The following is a 23,879-nucleotide window of genomic DNA, read 5'->3' as shown; positions in this document are numbered from 1 at the left end:
TTTAGGAGGTAAATAAAGTGAATTTTCAAATTATATATTATATTGCATTAGTAATGTTTATATTATTATTAGTTATTCTTAGTTGAGGATGATATAGTTTTAATAAACCAAAAACAACTATTAAATTTTTGAATTTAAAATTATTAGTAGCAACATTAATAGTTGGTGTAATTGGTTTAGTTATCTCGATTGTTCCAATTGGAATGCAAGTTTGAATATTTGAACCAGAATATATTAAATCTGATCCTGCTTTTTTAACTTTATTAATAGTAGAGTATATATTTTTAGTTATCATGTTAGGATTAGCATATATTTTTAGTTTTGATTTTGGTATCGCAGTTGATGAACATAATATTTATTTCTTTGGACAAAGCGTTAATACTAGTAAAATTGTTGCATTGGAACAAAAGAAAAATGTTTTAAAAATTGTTTATGAACAGGGTATTAAAAAAATTAAAAAACGTTTAACAATTATTACTCCACAAGCACAACTTTTTGTTAAAGATCATTTAGCACAAAAAGTTATTGCTAACGTTGAATTAGAAACTGTCGCTGAAAGCGCAAATAATGATTCATTATCTAGTGATAACAGTAAATAAATAAGAAGCCACAAAGCAATCTGTGGCTTTTTATAATATTAAATTTAAGGAGGATGATCAAAAATGGAACAATTTAAATATAAACGAATATTATTAAAAATTAGTGGTGAAGCTTTAGGTGATGGTAGTAATGAATTATATAATAATGAAAGTATTGATAATGTTTGTCAACAAATTCAAACCCTAGTTAAGGCAAAAGTAGAAGTTGGTTTAGTAGTTGGCGGTGGTAATATTTGACGTGGTGCTAAACAAGGAGAAAAGATTGGTTTAAAAAGAATTAATGCTGATTATATGGGAATGTTAGCGACTATTATGAATGCTTTGGTAATTGAATCAAAGTTAAAAGCGCTTAACGTAAAAGTTATTGTGCAAACATCATTAGAGATTAATCAAGTTGCTGAACCTTTTTATTACAAAAAAGCTATTAGTAGTTTTGAAAAAGGCTATGTTTGTATTTTTGCTGGTGGTACTGGTTCACCATACTTTACAACGGATACTGCAGCAGCACTTCGTGCTACTGAAATTAATGCGGATATATTATTAATGGCAAAAAATGGCGTTGATGGTGTTTATGATAAAGATCCAAACATTAACAAAAATGCTATTCGTTATTCACATTTATCATATCAAGATATTACTAATAAACAATTAAAAGTAATGGATTTAACTGCTTCAACAATGTGCATGGAAGCTAACTTGAAAATTATGGTATTTGATATTAAGGTTGAAAACAATATCATTAAAGCAGTACAAAATAAAGCAATTGCAACTATTATTAGCAATCAAAATTAACAAATTAAAGGAGAGAAAATAATATGAAACTATTAGATTTTATTTTATCTATTTTACAAAAAAGCAAAACACCAATCAGAATTTTATTTCCAGAAGGAGATAATGAAAAAGTACAGGCAGTAGCTTTAAAAATTATTAATGATAATTCACCTGTTAAAAATTTTATTACACCGGTTTTATTATTTAATAATGATAAAGAAATTCCTAGTAATATTAAAAATTCTAATATTAAAACATTATCTATTGAAGAAAATCAAGTAACAAATTTTACTAATCAATTATATGAATTAAGAAAAGCAAAGGGTTTAACTTTAGAAGCAGCTAATAAATTGGTATTAAGTCGTAATTACTATGGAATGATGTTATTAAATAATAAAGAGGTTAATGGTTTTGTTGGTGGTATTACTTTTACTACTGCTGATATTTTACGTCCAGCTTTGCAAATTATTGGACCAAAAGCAGGTACTAAAACTGTTTCAAGTACATTTATTATGAATAAAAATGAAGAAATATTTTTATTTAGTGATGGTTCAATTAATTTAAATCCAACAGCTGAACAATTAGCAGATATTGCAAAATCTACAATTCACTTTGGTGAACTTTTAGAATTTAATCCAATTAAATTAGCAATGTTATCTTATTCTACTAATACTAGTGGTAGTGGTGAAAGTGTTGATAAAGTACGTAATGCTACTAACTTTGTTCAACAATTAAAATTAAAAAACGTGCAAGTAGTAGGACCAATTCAATTTGATGCTGCTTGAGATCAAGAAGTGCGAAATAAAAAATTCCCAGAATTAACAATTAAAAATCATTGTAATGCATTTATTTTCCCAACTTTAGATGCTGCTAATATTGGTTATAAAATTGCCCAAAGATTAGGTGATTATAAAGCTATTGGTCCTATTGTTTTGGGTTTAAATCAGCCAGTTAATGATCTTTCTCGTGGTGCTACTATTGATGACATTTATTACACAGCATTGATCACTGCTATTCAAACATTAATTAAGAATTAATAAGGAGATAAAACAAATATGTCAGAACAAAATAAAATTTTAGTTATTAATGCCGGAAGTAGTTCTATTAAATTTCAACTTTTTAATGCTATTAATAATGATAAACAACCTCATTTTACTATTCTTTGTAAAGGTTTAGTTGAAAGGATAGCTATTAAAAATAGTAATTTTATTATTGAAATTGCTAATGGTGATAACTTTATTAAACATGAAGTAACAAAAGATATTGCTGATCATGTTATAGGAGCGCAAACAGTAATTGATGCATTAATTGAGTATAAGGTCATTAATAATTTTGATGATATTAAACGAATTGGTCATCGTATGGTTCACGGTGGTCAAAAATTTAATAACTCAATTGTTATTGATAAGAAAGTCATTGCTGGTATCAAAGCATGTATTCCTTTAGCACCATTACATAATCCACCAGCTTTAAAAGGATTATCATCTTTCCAAAAATTAGTTCCACATGCTAAACATGTGGCAGTATTTGATACTTCATTTCATAGTACTATTCCTGAAGAAAAATATCTTTACTCAGTTCCATATGATTGATATAAAACATATGAGGTAAGAAGATATGGATTTCATGGTACTAGTTATCATTATATTTTAGATAAATTAACTAATATTTTAAATAAACCAAAAGATAAGATTAATGCTATTATTTGTCATTTAGGTAATGGTGCTAGTATTTGTGCTATTAAAAATGGTAAAAGTTTTAATACTAGCATGGGATTAACACCGTTAGATGGTTTAATTATGGGTTCTAGAAGTGGTATCATTGACCCTTCTATTCATGGTTATATGTGTAATGTTAAAGCAGAAGCAACTATTGAAACTGTTACTAATGATTTAAATAAAAGTTCGGGTTTATTAGGAATTAGTGGACATTCTTCTGATTTACGTGATGTTCTTGCAAGTAGTAATGATAAAAACCATAAGTATCATTTACAATCACAATTAGCAATAAAAATGTTTGTGCAAAGAATTGCTAATTATATTGTTCAATATGGTAATGATTTAGATAGTAATATTGATGCATTAGTATTTACTGCAGGTATTGGTGAAAATTCTGCAATTATTCGTCAATTAGTTATTGAGGAAATTAAAGTGTTTACTTTAAAATTAGTAACTAATAAAAATAATGATAAGTATAATGATTACTTAGAAATTAGTGATAAACAATCAGAAGTTCCTATTTTTAAAATTAGAACAAATGAAGAATTAATGATTTGTCAAGATACATATAATTTATTAAAAAATATTTAAAAAATAAAAAAATATATTAAGGTTTTTTATTTTGATATATAATGTTTAAATTAAGTGAAAATACTTAATAATTATCAAATTTTAATTAAAAATAAATACTTTAAAGATTCAAGGAGAAAAAAGTATGGAATTTAAATACATTAAAGAAAAAAATAATCATAAAATTAGTGAGGAAAATCAATATAAAAATTTTGGCGGCTGTCAAAAATCCGGAATAAATTAAATCGTTGTAGTTTTATTATAAATTTAGACAAGAAATAATTTGGATTTTTATGAAATTGTAAATTTATCTTACTACTAATTTAAAAATATTACAATTAAAATACTCAATTTTATAAATTATAAAAACATTTTAATAATTTAATTAACATAAATATATAACAAAAATTCTTATTAACTTTTAATTGCTAAATTGTAAAGGTAAGTGCAACTAAATTATTTTTCTATCCAAATATTCGATTGGTGAAAGATAATTTAATATTTTTCTCGGTCTTTGATTTAAAGACAATATAAATTTATGAACTTCATTTTTATTAGTTTTTGAAAAAATAAATTTTTTAGGAAATTTTTCTCTAATTAAACCATTAGTATTTTCATTAGTACCTCTTTGTCAAGGTGAATATGGATTGGCAAAATAAATTTTTACATCTAAATTTTTTTCAAGTTGTTGTCAATTTGAAAATTCTTTGCCACGATCAAAAGTAATAGTTTTAACAATGTTTTTAGGAAGAATTGATAAATAATAACTGACATTTTTATTAATAACTTTAGTAGTTCTGTTTTTAACTAATATTGCTAAAGTAAATCGTGATACTCTTTCAACTAAAGTTATTAAACATGATTTGCTTTTGCCTCTTGATGATACTATAGTATCTCCTTCTCAATGACCAAGTGTTATACGATCATTAACATTTATATCTCGTTCTTTAATTGATTTACCATTAAACTTGCCACGATTTTCTTTAGATTTTCGTTTTTTACCTTTTCTTCTTAAATTTTTACTAGTAACTTTATCAAGCATTCTAAAATAAATTCAAGTATAAATTGTTTTAAAACTAATAACTCACTCTTTATGAAAATTTTTAATTCTGCCATAAATTTGTTCAGGTGATCAACCTAATAGTAATTTTTGTTGTACATATTTTACTAAATTCTTATTTTTAAACTTATGAAAACTAATATGTGATTGTTTTCGATTTTCAGCTTTATTTTGTACAATTAATGAAAAATAATGATTATTATCTTTATTTCTATTAATTTCTCGAATAATAGTACTAATACTTCGATTAAGATTTTTAGCTATTTCACTAATTTTAAATTTAAATTTCAATTGATTCTCAATATAAATCCTTTCATCTATGCCAAGATGTTTATAACTCATATAAAAACTCCTTACTTTTTTCTAAACTAAATTTAGCATTATGAAATTTTTATATGAGCTAAATTGTAAAGGTAAGTGCAACTAAATTATTTTTCTATCCAAATATTCGATTGGTGAAAGATAATTTAATATTTTTCTCGGTCTTTGATTTAAAGACAATATAAATTTATGAACTTCATTTTTATTAGTTTTTGAAAAAATAAATTTTTTAGGAAATTTTTCTCTAATTAAACCATTAGTATTTTCATTAGTACCTCTTTGTCAAGGTGAATATGGATTGGCAAAATAAATTTTTACATCTAAATTTTTTTCAAGTTGTTGTCAATTTGAAAATTCTTTGCCACGATCAAAAGTAATAGTTTTAACAATGTTTTTAGGAAGAATTGATAAATAATAACTGACATTTTTATTAATAACTTTAGTAGTTCTGTTTTTAACTAATATTGCTAAAGTAAATCGTGATACTCTTTCAACTAAAGTTATTAAACATGATTTGCTTTTGCCTCTTGATGATACTATAGTATCTCCTTCTCAATGACCAAGTGTTATAGGATCATTAACATTTATATCTCGTTCTTTAATTGATTTACCATTAAACTTGCCACGATTTTCTTTAGATTTTCGTTTTTTACCTTTTCTTCTTAAATTTTTACTAGTAACTTTATCAAGCATTCCAAAATAAATTCAAGTATAAATTGTTTTAAAACTAATAACTCACTCTTTATGAAAATTTTTAATTCTGCCATAAATTTGTTCAGGTGATCAACCTAATAGTAATTTTTGTTGTACATATTTTACTAAATTCTTATTTTTAAACTTATGAAAACTAATATGTGATTGTTTTCGATTTTCAGCTTTATTTTGTGCAATTAATGAAAAATAATGATTATTATCTTTATTTCTATTAATTTCTTGAATAATAGTACTAATACTTCGATTAAGATTTTTAGCTATTTCACAAATTTTAAATTTAAATTTCAATTGATTCTCAATATAAATCCTTTCATCTATGCCAAGATGTTTATAACTCATATAAAAACTCCTTACTTTTTTCTAAACTAAATTTAGCATTATGAAATTTTTATATGAGAATTTTTTGCAATTTTATTTACTTGCACTTACAAGTATAATTCAGCATGAGAATTTTTTGCAATTTTATTTACTTGCACTTACAAGTATAATTCAGCATGAGAATTTTTTACAATTTTATTTACTTGCACTTACAAGTATAATTCAGCATTATTAGTATTTTTACTATAACTATAGTATTCATAGTTATCATATTTGTGCTTTTTTAAGAAATTATTAATATATCTTTTAATAGTAAGATTTTGTTTGTGATTATAACTATCATAGCTAATGTGAGGTGTTTTTAATTGCATACATATTTGTAAATCATTATTAACATCAATTACTGTTTGATGAGGAAGATTATATTTTAAATCAATTGAGAAATTATTAATTTTTAAGTTAATAGCATCATTAATAATTTTTATACTTTGTTGATAATTAAATTTGTTATTTAATTGATTTTGAAAACTAATTATTTTTCAAATTAAACGATTAATTTAAAATTTGAAAAATAATTGTAGAATTGTGAAATTGGTATTATTAATAGTACATTCAAAGTTGTATTCTTTGATAGTGGTTGTCAATGGTTTAAGTATTATTAATAATTGCTCTAAAAAATTAATTGGTAAAACTGACTTATGAGGCTTTTTAGTAATCTGTGTTTCTTTGTTTTGCAAAGTACTAGTTCAGATTAATTCTATCTTCAAATTTTATCATAAAATGAGCAATTGCTGTATTTCAATTTTGAATGGGTATTGTTCATTTTTTTGTTATATTTTCAATTGCTAAGTAAAATATTTTGAAAACTGCCATATCATTTGGAAAAACTTTTTTATTTCTGATGACTTTTCGTAGTTGACTATTAACAGATTCAATAGAATTTGTAGTATAAATCACTCTTTTGATTTCTGGAGGATAACTAATAAAAATCATTAAATTATCTCAATTTTTATATCAAGATTTAGCAATTTGAGGATAGTGTTTATTTCATTTACTTTCAAATGATTCTAAAGCTTGCATTGCTTGTTCTTCACTACATGCATTATAAATTGGCTTTAAATCTGTAACTAGTGATTTTCGATGTTTGTATGAAACATATTTTAAACTATTTCTGATTTGATGAACTATACATAATTGATGTTCAGTTTTAGGATAAACTGATTGTATTGCTTCTGACATGCCTGTTAAGTTGTCACTACAAGCAATAAGAATATCATTTAAGCCACGATTTTTCATTTCTGTGAAATTTACTAATCAAAATTTAGCGCCTTCATTTTCACTAATTCATAAACCTAAAACATCTTTTTTACCTTCTAAATCAACACCTAAAGCTATATAAACTGATTTGTTAATAATGCGTTTATCTTGTCGTACTTTAACTACTATACAATCAAAATAAACAATGGGATAAATGCCTTCTAATGGTCTATTTTGTCATGCTTTGACATCATCAATCACATCATCAGTAATTTGACTAATAACACTTTCACTAATATCAGCACCATGATATAACTCTTGTAACTGCATTCTAATATCTGATAATGTCATACCTTTTGCATATAAGGAAAGAACTTGTTGATCAAAACCATCAAATCTTCTCTGTCTTTTTGGCACTATTACAGGAGTAAAATTACTATTACGATCTCGTGGTACATCAATCTCAATTTTACCTTGTTGAGTTATTAATTTTTTTGAACTTATACCATTACGAGCATTGTCACTATTACTATGTTGATTTTTTTCATATCCTAAATAATTTTGCATCTCAGAATTCAACATTTTTTCAACTAAACGTTTTGTTAATTCTTTATATAAACCCCCTTCTTTAAAAACTGTTGTTAAATCTTCAGTATTTTCTAATAATAAATCTACTGCTTTTGATATTGGATCATTATTATTAAAGTTATCTTTTTTAGCCATCTGTAACTCACTCTTTCTAATCATTTAATTATATTTACTAGAATTAATTAAACATAGTTATTTTTGTAAGTTACACAGATTACTAAACATTACCTGACTTATTTTTGTTAGCAAGATAAATTGTTTTTAAGTTTAATTGGTATTTATTTATTATTTTTGTTAATTCTTTTTTAATACTTTCTATAAAATAAGAATAGTTAGTATTTACTTCATGTTTAAAATTAGGTATTTCTATATATAAATGTTCAATGATAGTTTGTGTATTCATAAATAAATGATACTATATTTATTTTAAATTACTATTAAATATTAAATATAATAAAAAAGATTTATTTTAAAATAAATCTTTTTTATTATATTTATGTTCGTGCTTTTCAATGTTGTTCTTTTGCAATATTTTTATTTCCTTTTGAAGAAATTTTAGTTTTTCAAGAAGGGTAATTTTCACCTTTACTTTTTGCATTAACAATATTCATTGGATCTAGATTATATAATTCAGTTGTTCCTTGTTGACTAGTAGGACGATGTAGAACAATAGTTCAAGAGTAAGTTTCTAAGTTATCTGCTGCGCTATAATCAGTGGTAAATGAATCACGAAACATTCAAGCACCACCATAATCTTTACGATATAATTTATCACTAACACCATCAATTATTTCCGCTTTTTCTCAAACAGCTTCAATTTGTTCTAATGTTCAATGGTGAGTAGTAACTTTTTGCACTTCGATTGTTTCTTTTTTTGTATTTGTATTTGTTTTATCTATTATTGGTTGTGTTTCTTCAACAGTTATTGTTGTTGCTTGTTCATTAAAATTAGATGTTTCAGATTCAGAATAACTACTGTCTTTAACATCAAAACCACCTTGATTTTTTGGTTGGTAATTAGTTTCGCTATTAATATTACTTTCTGTTGTTGGTGATTTTGAATATATTGTTGTATCTTCTACACTTGTTTTTTCAACTGTTGGTTCTGAATATATTGTTTCATTTTCGATATTATCTTTAATTTCTTCTTCATTTGTAATAGATTCGGATTTAAGATTAGTAAGAGTACCTGGTGTTGGTGAAACAGTTTCGGCATGATAAGCACCTTGCGTTGGTATTTGTGATAGTTCATGATTAGTATAATGGACAGTTGCTGTTGAAGGGTTAGTGATTATTTTTTCTTGTGTTAGATCTTGCTTAAGAACAGTATTGTTAGTTTCTTGGTTTGCTACTTGTTGTTCTTCATTATTTTGAGGTACTGGTATTGGTATGACGTTAGGAAGCGTTATCGTATCATCAACTTCTTGTTTTGCTATTACTGTTTCTTGTTTTGCTTTTGGTTTAGCAATAGGCATTAATAGTGTATTTGATTTGTATTTAGAGGTAATATTAATAATTAATCAGAGACTGTGGATTAATAAAAGTATTGCAAATAGTTCAGCCAACATTCATGGTAAAAAAGCTATTAGAAAGTTACCAGTTGTATTTATTATTTCGCCGTCTTTTTTATTAGCTAAGAAAGTAAAAGTTTTAAATCTAAAAATAAAAAATACAATAAGAAAGATAACAAATATTGCTGAAAAAATAAAACTTATTAAACAAAAAAGTGCTGATACACTATTTTTAGTTTTTAAAAAAATAAAAGGTACGACTACTAATGCTAAAGATAAACCAGAGACTATGAAAACAATAATACTTATTATATTGAAACTAATTTGTAAATTAGAATTAGGTTGTTGTGGATTATTGAATCATTTAATATAGTTATCAATTGCATCTCGACCAATAGTTGCTCATAAAGCCCAACCTATCATTAAACTCGTAGTAATTAGAAGGCCATTAATAAGAATTGTTAATTTGCTATATAGACCAATACGATAAATTTTTGGTTCTTTCATTGAACTAGAATTTATTTCCTCTATCATAAAAATACCCCAATCTATTTTTAATATACTTACTCTTTTTATAATTATATCAAATTAAAAATTAAGATAGTGTCGTGTAATTAATTGGACTGGAAAAATGAATAATATTAATATATTATTGACTATTAATATTAGTTTTTAAATAAAATGAAAGTCTTTTTATTAAGATGATAATATTTACTTACATTTTATAGTGTTAATAAAATTAGTAATAAGCATATTTATTGATAGACTAAAAAAAATAAACTATAATTTTAATTACTAATTTAATAAAGTTAATTCCTAATATAGAAATTTATCTATATTAGGAATTTTTATTAAATTAAAGTTTTAGAGAAAAGGAAGATAAAAAGATATGTTAAATAAAACAGTAAAATAAATGCTAAATTGTAAAGGTAAGTGCAACTAAATTATTTTTCTATCCAAATATTCGATTGGTGAAAGATAATTTAATATTTTTCTCGGTCTTTGATTTAAAGACAATATAAATTTATGAACTTCATTTTTATTAGTTTTTGAAAAAATAAATTTTTTAGGAAATTTTTCTCTAATTAAACCATTAGTATTTTCATTAGTACCTCTTTGTCAAGGTGAATATGGATTGGCAAAATAAATTTTTACATCTAAATTTTTTTCAAGTTGTTGTCAATTTGAAAATTCTTTGCCACGATCAAAAGTAATAGTTTTAACAATGTTTTTAGGAAGAATTGATAAATAATAACTGACATTTTTATTAATAACTTTAGTAGTTCTGTTTTTAACTAATATTGCTAAAGTAAATCGTGATACTCTTTCAACTAAAGTTATTAAACATGATTTGCTTTTACCTCGTGATGATACTATAGTATCTCCTTCTCAATGACCAAGTGTTATACGATCATTAACATTTATATCTCGTTCTTTAATTGATTTACCATTAAACTTGCCACGATTTTCTTTAGATTTTCGTTTTTTACCTTTTCTTCTTAAATTTTTACTAGTAACTTTATCAAGCATTCCAAAATAAATTCAAGTATAAATTGTTTTAAAACTAATAACTCACTCTTTATGAAAATTTTTAATTCTGCCATAAATTTGTTCAGGTGATCAACCTAATAGTAATTTTTGTTGTACATATTTTACTAAATTCTTATTTTTAAACTTATGAAAACTAATATGTGATTGTTTTCGATTTTCAGCTTTATTTTGTGCAATTAATGAAAAATAATGATTATTATCTTTATTTCTATTAATTTCTCGAATAATAGTACTAATACTTCGATTAAGATTTTTAGCTATTTCACTAATTTTAAATTTAAATTTCAATTGATTCTCAATATAAATCCTTTCATCTATGCCAAGATGTTTATAACTCATATAAAAACTCCTTACTTTTTTCTAAACTAAATTTAGCATTATGAAATTTTTATATGAGAATTTTTTGCAATTTTATTTACTTGCACTTACAAGTATAATTCAGCAAAAATGAAAGAATATGGCGTTAAATATTTATTAACTAGAACTGTTGGTTATAATCATATTGATTTAAAAAAAGCTCATGAATTAGGTTTTAAAATGGCATATGTACCTGGTTATTCGCCCAATGCTGTTAGTGAATTAGCAGTAAGTATGGGAAACGGCTTACTTCGAAATTTATTTTATAGTGCTAATCATCAACAAAATCATAATTTTAAAATTGATGATTTTATGTTTGCCAAAGAAATTCGTAATTCAACAATAGGAATTATTGGAACTGGCCGCATTGGTTATCAAGCAGCTAAGGCATGACATGGAATGGGAGCAAAGGTATTAGGATATGATATTTATGAAAGTGATCAAGCAAAAAGTATTCTAACTTATTGTGATTTAAAAACTTTACTTAAAGAATCGGATTTAATTTCATTACATTGTCCATATATTAAAGAAGAAAATTACCATTTAGTTGACAAGAATTTTTTAGCAAAATGAAACCTGGATCAGTTTTAATTAATGTAGCTCGTGGTGAATTAATGGATTTACAAGCAGTTTATGATGCAGTTAAAAGTGGTCATTTAAAAGGTGTTGGTTTGGATGTTTTAGAAAATGAAAGCAAAGTTTTTTTAAAGATTTTGCTGGAAAACCAACTCCCGATAATATTACAAATAAATTATTATCATTATATCCACGTGTTATTGTGACACCACATATTGGATCGTATACTGATGAAGCTGTTAAAAATATGATTGAAATTACTTATGAAAATTTAAAAGTAATTTTATCTGGTCAAGAATGTAAAAATAAAATTTAATTTAATAATTGATTATAGTTATTTTACATATTGTATATGAAAAAAATAATATGAATATTAATATATACTAATGTATTATGTTATAATAACATCAAACTTAATATAAGTTTTTTACCTATTTACTTTATTTTAAAGTAAATAGGTTTTTTATTCTAAATTTCAAATAAGGAAGATTAAAAGATATGCCCATTATGGAAAAAAGAGAAAATTAAATAATAAAGTAAAAAATAATGTTACTCCCATTGAACTTATTGCAGCGGGTGTTGCAGCGGGTAGTACTATTGGAGTTGTTACTGGCGCTGCAAAAGTTGTTGGTATTGGTGTTGCGGCTGTTAATTTAGTTGCCTCTACGGTTGCTAATGCTGCTACTATTGTTACTGGTGATGATGGGGGTGATGTTGCTAATATTGTTACTAATGTAGCCTCTATTACTTGTGCAGCCGGAGAGGTTGCTATTCTTGGTACTCCTACTATTATTGGTTTAGTTGCTGGTGGAGCTGCTGTTGGTGCCATTAGTGGTGCTATCGATGGTGGTTTTGAAATAACTCAAATGTTAGCAAAAAAAGATGATGAAAAACAAGAAGAGCAAAAATTAGATTTTGAAGGTTCAAAAAAAATTATAAATTCAAATTTAGAAAATTTATATTCTTCAACAAGTGTATACAATTCTAATACATTAACAATGTAAAAGGTAATTTATTAAAACACATCAATTTCTTCTTTACTAAAAAAATAAAATATATTTTTTAAATTTATTACTTTATTTTAAAGTAATAAATTTTATTTTAATTTTATAGTAGAAAAATGAAAAAAATATTCTTTTTATTACACATTTTTACACTAATAATTTTATATTTATTTTATTTATTAAAAATAAAATAAATAATTGTTTTTTTAAAAAAATATTATATAATTTTATTTGTATTATTTAACTTAAAGTTTAGTATAAATAAACAAAAGGAGAAAATAATCAATATGAAAATTGGAAGAAAGTTAAAAACCTTAAGATTGAAACACAATTTAACTATGGAAGAGTTAGGGAAACGTTGTGATTTATCAAAGGGATTTATTAGTCAGTTAGAGCATGATGTTTCTTCACCTAGTATTGAAACACTAAAAAGTATTTTAGACATTTTTGATTGTCCATTATCAACCTTTTTTGCTGGTGAAGTAAAAGAAAAAATAGTTTTTAAATCACAAGATGTTACTGTTAGTGACGAAGAAGATTATCAAATAAAATGAATTATTCCTAATGCTCAAAAATTAACATTAGAACCAGTAATTTTAAGTTTAAAACCATTTGGTAATTCAAATAAAATTCCGCCATTTCAAGGTCAGATCTTTGGATATGTATTAAGTGGAACAGTATTTGTTCATTATGGTGCAACTAGAGTAAAAGCAGTAGCTAATGAAGCATTTTATATTAAAGGTAATGAAAAACATTATTTAGAAAATCCCAATAATTCAATTGCAACTATTTTATGAGTTTCAAATCCACCAATTTTTTAAACCATTTAAAGGAGGAAATTATGAGTGTAAATATTTTAGAATTACGTAATATTACCAAAGAATATGATGGTAAAGTTGTTTTAAAAGGAATTAGTTTAAATATTCATGAAGGTGAATTTCTTACCATTCTTGGTCCTAGTGGTTGTGGTAAAACAACATTATTAAGGATTATTGCTGGTTTTGAACAACCAAACAATGGTCAATTATTGTTTAAAGGTAAGGATTTAACTAAAATTCCAATTCATAAAAGAGAAATAAATACTATTTTTCAAAATTATGCTTTATTTCCACATTTAAATGTTTTTGATAATATTGCTTATGGTTTAAAGTTAAGAAAAATTGATCGTGAAAAAATCAAAAAAGAAGTTAAAAAAGCTTTAGATTTGGTTAAATTAAATGGTATGGAAGATAAAGATATTAATGATTTATCTGGTGGTCAAAAACAAAGAGTAGCAGTAGCTAGAGCATTAGTTCTTAATCCTAAAATTTTATTATTAGATGAACCTTTTGCTGCTTTGGATTTGAAATTACGTCAACAAATGCAAGTAGAATTAAAAAAAATTCAAGAAGAAATTAATATTACTTTTATCTTTATTACTCATGATCAAGAAGAAGCATTTATTATGTCAGATCGGGTAGTTGTTTTAAATCAAGGTCAAATTCAACAAATTGGGACACCACAAGATATTTACAATGAGCCTGAAAATAAATGAACATCACAGTTTGTTGGTAGCTCGAATGTTATTGAAAATGGTGTATTTGTTAATGATTATTGTGTTCGTTTTGACGGTAAAAAATTTGCATGCTCTGATACTGGTTTTGGTGAACAAGAATGTAATATTGATATTGTTATTCGACCAGAAGATATTGATTTAGTTAATGCAGGTAGTGGTTTTTTTGATGGAACTATTAAAACTATTGCTTTTAAAGGATTATTATGAGAAATTGAAATTATTGCTAATAAACGCAAATGGATAGTTCATACTACTGATAATTTTGAAGTAGGTAACCGTGTTGGTTTAAAATGAAATGTTGAAGATATTCATGTTATGTGAAAGGAAATTGAAGAGTAAAATGAAAAATTTGTTTAAACGTAATATTAAAACACAAATTTTAAAATCACAAGATATGTTAGTTAATAATTCAAATCCAGAAAAAATTATTGATAATCAAAATAAAAAAAAGTATAGATTTAAAAAATGGTTTAAGCTTAAAAAAAATAATGTTTCTTTACAAGAAGTAGCAAAAAATAAATCGAAAATGAAACGAGTAAAAAAGAAAAAAGCATTGTTATGTTGAAAAAAAACAAACCAAAAAATAAGTTTTATTAAAAATAAAATCAAAGATAAATCAGTAAATTTTGGTTTTAAATCATGAGTTACGCTTGCTTATCCATATTTATTGGTGATGGTAATTTTAATTGTATTGCCATTATTAATTGTAATTTTATATTCAATTATTAAAGCAACTAATAATGCTTGAATATTTCGTTTTACATTTAGTAATTTTAATGTTTTTTTTAAAGAAAATAGTTATGTTATGGTTTTATTACGTTCAATTGGTTATTCATTTGTTGCCACTTTAATTGCTGTTATTTTTGGTTATCCCATTGCTTATATTATGGCTTTTATGTCAACAAAAATTTCTTCAAAAAATATTTGAGTTTTAGTTACTTTACCAATTTGAATTAACATTTTATTACGTACAATTGGATTACAAATTATTTTTAGTATTTTAGGTCCTAATGTTTTATTAGGAACTCCAATTGGTATTATTTTAGCAATGCTTTATATGTTTATGCCTTTCGTTATTTTACCAATTTATAATTCTTTAGAAAAAACAGATCGCAATTTATTAGAAGCAAGTCAAGATTTAGGAGCTTCTAAGATGAAAACATTTTGAAAAGTTACCTTTCGTTTTTCAGTGCCTGGTATTGTTTCTGGTTTTACTTTAATGATGTTAAGTACTATGACTTCACTAGTAGTAGTTAAATATATTGGTGAAGGAAAAACTATTTTAATTGCAAATATTATTGAATCATATTTTTATCGTGGTGCTAATTTTGCTTATGGTGCTGCTATTTCTGTTATTTTAGGTATTATTGTTTTAATTATTATTTTTACTTTAAAAGCGATTGGTAGTTGAGCTACTGGTAAAAAAATAGGAGGTATTAATTAATGAGATCTTTTTTTAAAAATAGTTATTTAGCTATTATCTTTTTATTATTTTATACTCCAATTTTAGTTTTAATGATATTCTCTTTTAATGGTGGCGATTCAGTTCGTAGTTGAAATTCTTGATCATTGCAACCTTATTACGATTTATTTCAACAAAGTGAACTTTGAGAATCGGTTAGTGTAACATTAATTGTTGCTTTTATTTCTACTTTTGTTGCTGTTATTATTGGTACGTTTGCTGCTTTGGGTTTAAGTAAAACAAAAAAAATAATACGTAATATTACTTTAGGGATTACTAATATTCCTTTAGTTAATGCTGATATTGTTACTGCTGTTTCTTTAATGTTATTATTTATGGCATTTGGTTTTAGTTTTGGTCTTGGAACATTAATTTTCGCTCATATTTCTTTTAATATTCCTTATGTTATTATTACTATTTTACCAAAAATTAGATCAATAAATATGTCACAATTAGAAGCAAGTCAAGATTTAGGTGCAACACCTTGATATACGTTACGCAAAATTGTATTACCAACAATTAAACCAGCAATTATTGCTGGAGCAGCTATTGCGTTTGCTATGAGTTTTGATGATTTTTTAATTTCTTATTTTACTGGCGGTAATACTTCTAATGTTTCAACTTTTATTTATTCTTTAAAACGAATTAAGCCTTATATTAATGCTTTTTCAACAATAATTATTTTATTAATTGCAGTACTTATTATTTCTTGAAATACTTATGTTCTTTGCAAAAAACAAATTAAACAACGTAATGAAAAAATTGATAAAGGTATTTATCATGATAAAAAAATTATTAAAACTGAGAAGTTGTTAACTAAATATTATTTACAATTAAATGGTTTTAACTATAAAAAGGTTAAGAGTAAAGATAGAAAACGTAAATCATTATATAGTGATGGTAATTTTGAAATTGTAACTGAGCAAGATATTATTAAAATTCAGGATTATATTAAAAATCACCCGAAACTTATTAATCAAATTTCTAAACTTGAAGCAAAACTTGAGATGGAATCAATTTGAATTGAACATATAAAGAATAAGATTAAAAAAAAGAAAGAGTTAAAAGAAGAACGCTCAAAATCAAGAAGAGAGAAATATCGTTTTTTACTATGACCGTGAAAATTAATTATGATTAGTATCATCTTATTATCAAGTTTTATTAGTTTGGGTGCTTTCTACATTTATACTAATGTTTATGATTTATCAATTGCTAATTGAGGCGAATATATGAATCCCAATATTTTAAAAAAATTTGAAAATAAATATCAAGTTAAAATAAAATATTCAACTTTTGATGATAATGAATCATTGTATGCTAAATTGTATACTACTAGTTATGATGTAATGGTTCCTAGTGATTATATGGTGGCTAAATTAGCAAGTGAAGATAGACTTTTTCCAATTGCATCAAAAAATTCTGTAGGTGATATTGAGTATGATAGTAGAATTGATTTTAATCCCAAAGAAGATATTAATCATGATTTATATGAATTAATGAATAATTATCGAGTTGAAAATAGTGATGGAATTTTAAATGAATTTGGTTTAAATAGTTATAGTATTCCTTATTTTTGAGGTGATGTTGTATTAGTAATTAATACTACTAATACAAATAATCTTAGTGATCTTGGTATTAAAGCTGATGGTTCAAATGTTCAATGAAGTGTTTTAACAGATGCTGCAAAATTAGGTAAACGTATCGTTTTAAATGATGATATGCATAACTTATTTATGACTGCGCTTACTGATTTACACTATAAAAATAAATGAGGAGAAAATAACGGTTCAGGTCAATATAATCAAGTAGGAAATGAATTTAGTGATAATATTAATGCTCATAGTCCAATTGAAATTAAAGATGCAAGTGACTGGTTAGAACCAGTTATCAAAAATAAAAATACAAAATTATTAAATGATGATATTGTTGATGAAATTAGTAATGAAAATAAGTGGGATGTAGCAATGATGTATAACGGTGATTTATTATCTGCAATTGCTGATGATCCTGATTCTTATAATGGTAAGTACCTTGTTGTTAGACCATATATGGGGACTAATGTTTGAAATGATGATATGGTAATTAGTAAAGATTCTCCTCATAAAGATTTAGCTTTTAAATTTATTAATTATATAATGCAAAAACAAACACAAGTTGATTTAAGTAGTGAATTTGGTTATACCTCACCTTTACAAGTAGCCATGGATGAAGTTAGTACTAATTTTTCAGCAGAAATTTGAAAGCATGTATATATTCCAAAAAATGGCCAATTACCCGATCCATTAGATCCAAGTAAGCATCATGAAGGATATTTTAACGGTTTATATACTCGTAGTTTTGATCCACAAATGCAAACTGCTTATAATAGATTATTAGCACGTTAATAAAATAAATTGTAATATTAAGTTTAAAAAAATATAAAAAAAATTGTAACTTATAGTATAATTTAATACGAAAGGGGTTAATTCATTGTGGCACGTCGTAAAAAGTGAGAAAAAGAAGACAAAGAAAAAATATGAAACTATTCTATTCAAAAAATGGAGAAATATTTTAAAGGATTATCTGAATTTTGAACATTGAATGTGCAAGCTCCTTGTCTGTGGTGTTGTTTGCCAATGATAAAAGGTGCTTATCAAGGTGAACAACCAACTTCATCATTTGCTTGAAATATTGATCACATTGATGGTGATCCAAATAATAATAGTTTAGAAAATTTACAACCAATGCATGTTGAATGTAATATTAAAAAAAATTAATCATAATTTAAAAATTCAATGATTAAATTAAATAGTCATTGAATTTTTAATTTAATTTTTATCTTAATTAAGAAAAATTATTTTGAAAATTATTTTACTATTAGTGTTCTTTTTAATTAAAAATATTCAATCTTTTTTTAAAAAAAATATTGTCTTTTTTTATAATAAGTGTAATATTATTTTTAAGGACAGAGTATTTCTTTCCTTATAATTTTAATAGGTGTATAGCAAAGTTTATATGATTATTAAAATTATTAATATTAAAATATAAAAACTAAATTTAATTGGTTTACTTTAAACCTTAGTTTTATTTTATTAAAACTAAGGTTTAAACTATTTTAATATTTTTTCCTATTTTAATATTTTAGTTAAAAATAGCAAGTTAAAGCGTTAAGCTATATTTTTCACTTTAGATTATTTTAAAAATAATACTAGGAAAGGATTGTTAAAATGAAATATAAAATAAATAGTAATAGCCCGAGTAAAGATATGGTTAATCAGGATAAACATAAAAAAATAAAAACAGGATCTAATTCAATATATACAATTAATGTTAAAAAAAATAAGAAGAAAAGAATCTTATTATTTTCGTTGTATTTATTAGCATTTGGTTCTACAACAGTTACTACGATATTACTCTTACATACTACTGCTGCTTTCAATAATTCTGAATTTAATCCGAATTCTAATAATAAATTATGAGATGATTATTATCAAAAGCATCATCGTAACTCTAAACCTATTAGTTTAAATTCTACTATTGCTTATTTTAGTAAATCAACAAATATTGTTAATTTTAATGTTATTGAAAATGCTGCTGATAATGGTAATATTGATTTTACAAATGTTTTAAGTAGTATTGATAATAATTTACAAAAAACTGATCCTAAAATTGAAAGTGATATTGATAATGATAATTTAACTTTATTACCAATTAATTTTTTCTTAAATGCTAATTATAATCCAGCAGTTAAGTTTACTGTTGGTAAGGATAAAAAGCCGATAACTAATACTTCTTTTATTTTGCCAAAGAACTTTAATGAGTCTAAAAGTTATGTTTTAAATTTAACAACTAATGATCAAGCATCAATTTTTGGTATTGAAAATACTAACGTTAATATCGAAATTAATATTAATATTATAAATCAAGTTGCAATTAATATTGCTAGTTTACCAGTTAACTTTCCTGATAAAATTATTAATATTACTAATCCTGAAAATGCTACTATTGATTCAATAAAAGATAAATGATTAATTCCAACAATTCAAGATCAATTTGAAACAACTTTAAGTAAAGCATTAAATGTACCCAAAAAAGAAATTAAACATAATTATTACGAAATTGAATTTCAAAATAGTTCAGAACCAAAAAATTTTACTACATCTGTTCCTGTTCAATTTTCAATTACATCTTTAGATAATAATCCTTGAAACTTTACAGGAAAAAAAGATAATTGCACTATAAATATTAAAAATGATATTGCTGATTTAAGTAGCATGAAAGAATTAACTAATGAAATTGAAACACAATATAATAATGATAAAGATAATAAAAACTTTCAAATTACTTTAGATAATCAAAAAGATAAAAATGGTAATTTTATTAATGCCGATAGTAAATTATCAGAAGAAGATGTTAAATTTGTTAATAGTCAAATTATTGAGAGTGTAAAGAAGATTTGTCAATCTTATTTCCAAAAAAATTATTCAGATCTTAATATTAAAGATAGTGATTATACAATATCAACAAATTTAAATGTTGGTAATAATATTTTTAATAATAAATTAGGTAAAAATATTGAAATAACAATAAAAGCTGCTGATAATAGTTATAAATTAGATGGTTCTTTAAGTGCTAAAGCTATTGTTCATGGTCATAATAAAAATAATATTACTGGTAATTATCCTTCGCCAAAAGATTTTGCATTAAAAGGTATTTGATTAAAAGATGGTCAAGATGCAAATATTTTACAAGAAGGTCAACATTTTTATGAACAAGATAATTTATTAGGTAATTGAATTACTAATAAAGATAGTTTATTAAATACAATTAATAACAATTCTTATCGTCCAGTTGAGAATGCATTTACTGGACAGTTCACTATGAATTATTTATTAGATGGTGACACAAAACCAAGTGGTATGTCAGTTGATATTAGTAAAGATATTAAAGGTGGTAAGGTAAATAATTTCTGAGATTTAATTACTCAAACAAAAAGTATTTTTCTAGAAACCGATGTTACAGTAACAACAAAATCGGGTTGAGAGTTAAATAATGTAAAACTAGTATTTACTGACAGCGAAACACAACCAACTAAAGATAATACACTTTATACTCTTGATTTATCAGAAAGGTTTGCTGGCAAAACTATTAGTGATCGTGCTACTTTAACATTCCCTGATTTTAATTTTAATTTTAATTACCAGTTAGTAAGTTAAAAAAAGGAAAAAGTAATATGAAACAATTATTAATCATTTTAAGTACATTAACAACATTAACTTTGGCAAGTAATAGTATTATTAATACTATTGATGATACTAATACTACCATTAATAAATTATTAGCAAATAAATCATCAATAAGTGATTCTGTAACTTCATTATTTAATAATCAATATGGCTATTTAAATGATAGTGATATAATAACTAATCAATCAATAACTGATCATAAGTTTTATAGTTATGACACATCAGCTTTAAAAAGTTATACTTTTGCTAATGCAAGAAATGTTTTTTTAGTAAATAATGAAGGAACTTTAATTTATAATCCTGATGTTATTATTCCTGCTGATCAAAAATTAAATATTGAAAATACGATGCAAGAAATGATTAGTCATAAAAAAATAACTACAGTTAAAGCAAATTACAATTCTTATAGTAATAGTCAGTATTCATCTACTGATTTTAGTGGTGATAATACTGATTGACAATATTTGCAATTTGGTGGAGTTGAAAAACATATTGATATTTCACAACAAGTAGGTGCTGATAAAGTTGAATATAGCAATAGTTTAAGCGAAACATCAGGTTTATATTATATTGCTAAAGCAGTAATTGAAAATAAGATTAGTCAGTCAGTTGCTATTAATTTGGGAATATATTTTATAGCACAAAGTAGTTTAAGAGGAAAAATTAATAATGAATTAATTACTAAAATTATTGATTTAATTATTAATAATAAATACGTTTATAATTTTATGTTAAATATGCCATTTTCAAATGATGATACAAGTTATGTCATTAGTTATATTTTTGATCATAATAATAATATTATTGAGTTAAATTATAATCATTATAGTTACGAAAAAAGTAATACAAGTAATTTTGAAACTCATGTTAGTCCTGGTCCTTTTGCTTCAGTTGATTATACAGGTGATATTTATATTAATTATCAGGATTTATATTATTTAATTAATAATCAAAATAATTGAGATGTAATTTATAAGTACTTTATTAATGGAAACTTATTTGATTATAGTAATATGGAGCATGAAATTGGTGATAATTGAACTTTTAAAAATTTTTGAAATTCTATATTTAAAGATAATTTAACAAAATTTTTAAATAATGTGGGTGTTAATGGAATAATAATTCATATTGACTGTTATGGTACAGATATATGACATCCTTCTTTAATTAATACATTTTATATTAAAAGTATTTTTCAATGAAATTAAGTACTTACATACTAAATTTAGTTTTTAAAATAAGCATTTTATTAATCTTCTTAAATAAAATTAATAAAGTGTTATATTTAGTATAGATTAGTCAGATATTTTGCTGAATTATACTTGTAAGTGCAAATAAATAAAATTGCAAAAAATTCTCATATAAAAATTTCATAATGCTAAATTTAGTTTAGAAAAAAGTAAGGAGTTTTTATATGAGTTATAAACATCTTGGCATAGATGAAAGGATTTATATTGAGAATCAATTGAAATTTAAATTTAAAATTTGTGAAATAGCTAAAAATTTTAATCGAAGTATTAGTACTATTATTCGAGAAATTAATAGAAATAAAGATAATAATCATTATTTTTCATTAATTGCACAAAATAAAGCTGAAAATCGAAAACAATCACATATTAGTTTTCATAAGTTTAAAAATAAGAATTTAGTAAAATATGTACAACAAAAATTACTATTAGGTTGATCACCTGAACAAATTTATGGCAGAATTAAAAATTTTCATAAAGAGTGAGTTATTAGTTTGCTAAATTGTAAAGGTAAGTGCAACTAAATTATTTTTCTATCCAAATATTCGATTGGTGAAAGATAATTTAATATTTTTCTCGGTCTTTGATTTAAAGACAATATAAATTTATGAACTTCATTTTTATTAGTTTTTGAAAAAATAAATTTTTTAGGAAATTTTTCTCTAATTAAACCATTAGTATTTTCATTAGTACCTCTTTGTCAAGGTGAATATGGATTGGCAAAATAAATTTTTACATCTAAATTTTTTTCAAGTTGTTGTCAATTTGAAAATTCTTTGCCACGATCAAAAGTAATAGTTTTAACAATGTTTTTAAGAAGAATTGATAAATAATAACTGACATTTTTATTAATAACTTTAGTAGTTCTGCTTTTAACTAATATTGCTAAAGTAAATCGTGATACTCTTTCAACTAAAGTTATTAAACATGATTTGCTTTTGCCTCTTGATGATACTATAGTATCTCCTTCTCAATGACCAAGTGTTATACGATCATTAACATTTATATCTCATTCTTTAATTGATTTACCATTAAACTTGCCACGATTTTCTTTAGATTTTCGTTTTTTACCTTTTCTTCTTAAATTTTTACTAGTAACTTTATCAAGCATTCCAAAATAAATTCAAGTATAAATTGTTTTAAAACTAATAACTCACTCTTTATGAAAATTTTTAATTCTGCCATAAATTTGTTCAGGTGATCAACCTAATAGTAATTTTTGTTGTACATATTTTACTAAATTCTTATTTTTAAACTTATGAAAACTAATATGTGATTGTTTTCGATTTTCAGCTTTATTTTGTGCAATTAATGAAAAATAATGATTATTATCTTTATTTCTATTAATTTCTCGAATAATAGTACTAATACTTCGATTAAGATTTTTAGCTATTTCACTAATTTTAAATTTAAATTTCAATTGATTCTCAATATAAATCCTTTCATCTATGCCAAGATGTTTATAACTCATATAA

General features: G+C 24.1%; 20 protein-coding genes and 1 pseudogene. 14 read left to right on the top strand and 7 right to left on the bottom strand.

The window, feature by feature from the left end:
• The first annotated feature begins 17 nt into the window (after window positions 1-17).
• The 4 genes from AACK95_RS05285 to AACK95_RS05270 all read left to right on the top strand — a co-directional run bounded on the left by AACK95_RS05285 (window position 18) and on the right by AACK95_RS05270 (window position 3,679).
• Window positions 18-599 (top strand): hypothetical protein, encoded by a 582-nt coding sequence (locus tag AACK95_RS05285; protein ID WP_338979781.1) that lies wholly within the window; start codon window positions 18-20, stop codon window positions 597-599.
• Between the two features lie 63 nt (window positions 600-662).
• Entirely contained in the window at window positions 663-1,391 is a 729-nt protein-coding gene (gene pyrH / locus AACK95_RS05280; protein ID WP_338957346.1) for a UMP kinase, read from the top strand.
• 23 nt (window positions 1,392-1,414) lie between these two features.
• A complete protein-coding gene (gene pta, locus AACK95_RS05275; RefSeq protein ID WP_338979779.1) occupies window positions 1,415-2,407 on the top strand; it encodes a phosphate acetyltransferase in 993 nt (330 codons plus the stop codon).
• Window positions 2,408-2,425: 18 nt separating this feature from the next.
• Entirely contained in the window at window positions 2,426-3,679 is a 1,254-nt protein-coding gene (locus AACK95_RS05270) for an acetate kinase (RefSeq protein WP_338979777.1), read from the top strand.
• Window positions 3,680-4,109: 430 nt separating this feature from the next.
• Here the strand turns inward: AACK95_RS05270 and AACK95_RS05265 are convergent, their stop codons facing one another.
• From AACK95_RS05265 to AACK95_RS05245, 5 genes are all read right to left on the bottom strand, one after another.
• Complete coding sequence (locus AACK95_RS05265; protein WP_338979775.1) at window positions 4,110-5,060, bottom strand: IS30 family transposase; 951 nt, start codon at window positions 5,058-5,060, stop codon at window positions 4,110-4,112.
• 81 nt (window positions 5,061-5,141) lie between these two features.
• Window positions 5,142-6,092 carry an IS30 family transposase gene (locus AACK95_RS05260; protein ID WP_338979774.1) on the bottom strand — a complete coding sequence of 317 codons (951 nt, stop codon included), beginning with the start codon at window positions 6,090-6,092 and terminating at the stop codon, window positions 5,142-5,144.
• A 720-nt stretch (window positions 6,093-6,812) separates the two neighbouring features.
• Window positions 6,813-8,051: an IS256 family transposase gene (locus tag AACK95_RS05255; RefSeq protein WP_338981050.1), complete on the bottom strand. Its 1,239-nt coding sequence runs from the start codon at window positions 8,049-8,051 to the stop codon at window positions 6,813-6,815.
• Window positions 8,052-8,410: 359 nt separating this feature from the next.
• Entirely contained in the window at window positions 8,411-9,934 is a 1,524-nt protein-coding gene (locus tag AACK95_RS05250; RefSeq protein WP_338979773.1) for a hypothetical protein, read from the bottom strand.
• A gap of 432 nt (window positions 9,935-10,366) precedes the next feature.
• On the bottom strand, window positions 10,367-11,317 hold the full coding sequence (locus tag AACK95_RS05245) for an IS30 family transposase (RefSeq protein WP_338979395.1): 951 nt from the start codon (window positions 11,315-11,317) through the stop codon (window positions 10,367-10,369).
• Between the two features lie 108 nt (window positions 11,318-11,425).
• Here AACK95_RS05245 and AACK95_RS05240 point away from each other — a divergent pair.
• Window positions 11,426-12,186, top strand: a pseudogene (locus tag AACK95_RS05240) (NAD(P)-dependent oxidoreductase).
• 230 nt (window positions 12,187-12,416) lie between these two features.
• Here the strand turns inward: AACK95_RS05240 and AACK95_RS05230 are convergent.
• Entirely contained in the window at window positions 12,417-12,740 is a 324-nt protein-coding gene (locus tag AACK95_RS05230) for a hypothetical protein (RefSeq protein ID WP_338979768.1), read from the bottom strand.
• A gap of 37 nt (window positions 12,741-12,777) precedes the next feature.
• Between AACK95_RS05230 and AACK95_RS05225 the strand changes: the two genes are divergently transcribed.
• The 9 genes from AACK95_RS05225 (at window position 12,778) to AACK95_RS05185 (ending at window position 22,928) form a co-directional block, all read left to right on the top strand.
• Window positions 12,778-12,915, top strand: coding sequence for a hypothetical protein (locus AACK95_RS05225; protein ID WP_338979766.1), 138 nt, complete (start codon window positions 12,778-12,780; stop codon window positions 12,913-12,915).
• A 287-nt stretch (window positions 12,916-13,202) separates the two neighbouring features.
• Window positions 13,203-13,736, top strand: a complete 534-nt coding sequence (locus tag AACK95_RS05220) for an XRE family transcriptional regulator (protein WP_338957168.1) — start codon at window positions 13,203-13,205, stop codon at window positions 13,734-13,736.
• Window positions 13,737-13,756: 20 nt separating this feature from the next.
• Window positions 13,757-14,809, top strand: a complete 1,053-nt coding sequence (gene potA / locus AACK95_RS05215; RefSeq protein ID WP_338979764.1) for a spermidine/putrescine ABC transporter ATP-binding protein — start codon at window positions 13,757-13,759, stop codon at window positions 14,807-14,809.
• Between the two features lies 1 nt (window position 14,810).
• Window positions 14,811-15,914 carry a spermidine/putrescine ABC transporter permease gene (gene potB / locus AACK95_RS05210; RefSeq protein ID WP_338979762.1) on the top strand — a complete coding sequence of 368 codons (1,104 nt, stop codon included), beginning with the start codon at window positions 14,811-14,813 and terminating at the stop codon, window positions 15,912-15,914.
• Entirely contained in the window at window positions 15,914-18,316 is a 2,403-nt protein-coding gene (locus tag AACK95_RS05205; protein WP_338979760.1) for an extracellular solute-binding protein, read from the top strand. The genes potB and AACK95_RS05205 overlap by 1 nt, the downstream gene beginning before the upstream one ends.
• A 225-nt stretch (window positions 18,317-18,541) precedes the next feature.
• Window positions 18,542-18,688, top strand: a complete 147-nt coding sequence (locus AACK95_RS05200) for an HNH endonuclease signature motif containing protein (protein ID WP_338979759.1) — start codon at window positions 18,542-18,544, stop codon at window positions 18,686-18,688.
• 450 nt (window positions 18,689-19,138) lie between these two features.
• On the top strand, window positions 19,139-21,127 hold the full coding sequence (locus tag AACK95_RS05195) for a hypothetical protein (protein WP_338979757.1): 1,989 nt from the start codon (window positions 19,139-19,141) through the stop codon (window positions 21,125-21,127).
• Between the two features lie 17 nt (window positions 21,128-21,144).
• Complete coding sequence (locus AACK95_RS05190; RefSeq protein WP_338979755.1) at window positions 21,145-22,365, top strand: hypothetical protein; 1,221 nt, start codon at window positions 21,145-21,147, stop codon at window positions 22,363-22,365.
• Between the two features lie 206 nt (window positions 22,366-22,571).
• Complete coding sequence (locus tag AACK95_RS05185; RefSeq protein ID WP_338979753.1) at window positions 22,572-22,928, top strand: helix-turn-helix domain-containing protein; 357 nt, start codon at window positions 22,572-22,574, stop codon at window positions 22,926-22,928.
• On the opposite strand, the gene AACK95_RS05180 is transcribed toward AACK95_RS05185, so the two are convergent.
• Entirely contained in the window at window positions 22,925-23,875 is a 951-nt protein-coding gene (locus AACK95_RS05180; protein WP_338979751.1) for an IS30 family transposase, read from the bottom strand. The two genes, AACK95_RS05185 and AACK95_RS05180, sit on opposite strands and share 4 nt — an antisense overlap.
• Between the last annotated feature and the right edge of the window lie 4 nt (window positions 23,876-23,879).

It is taken from the genome of Spiroplasma endosymbiont of Lasioglossum malachurum, assembly GCF_964020065.1.
GTDB lineage: Bacteria > Bacillota_I > Bacilli_A > Mycoplasmatales > VBWQ01 > Spiroplasma_E.
This window is presented reverse-complemented; position numbering and strand designations above follow the sequence as displayed.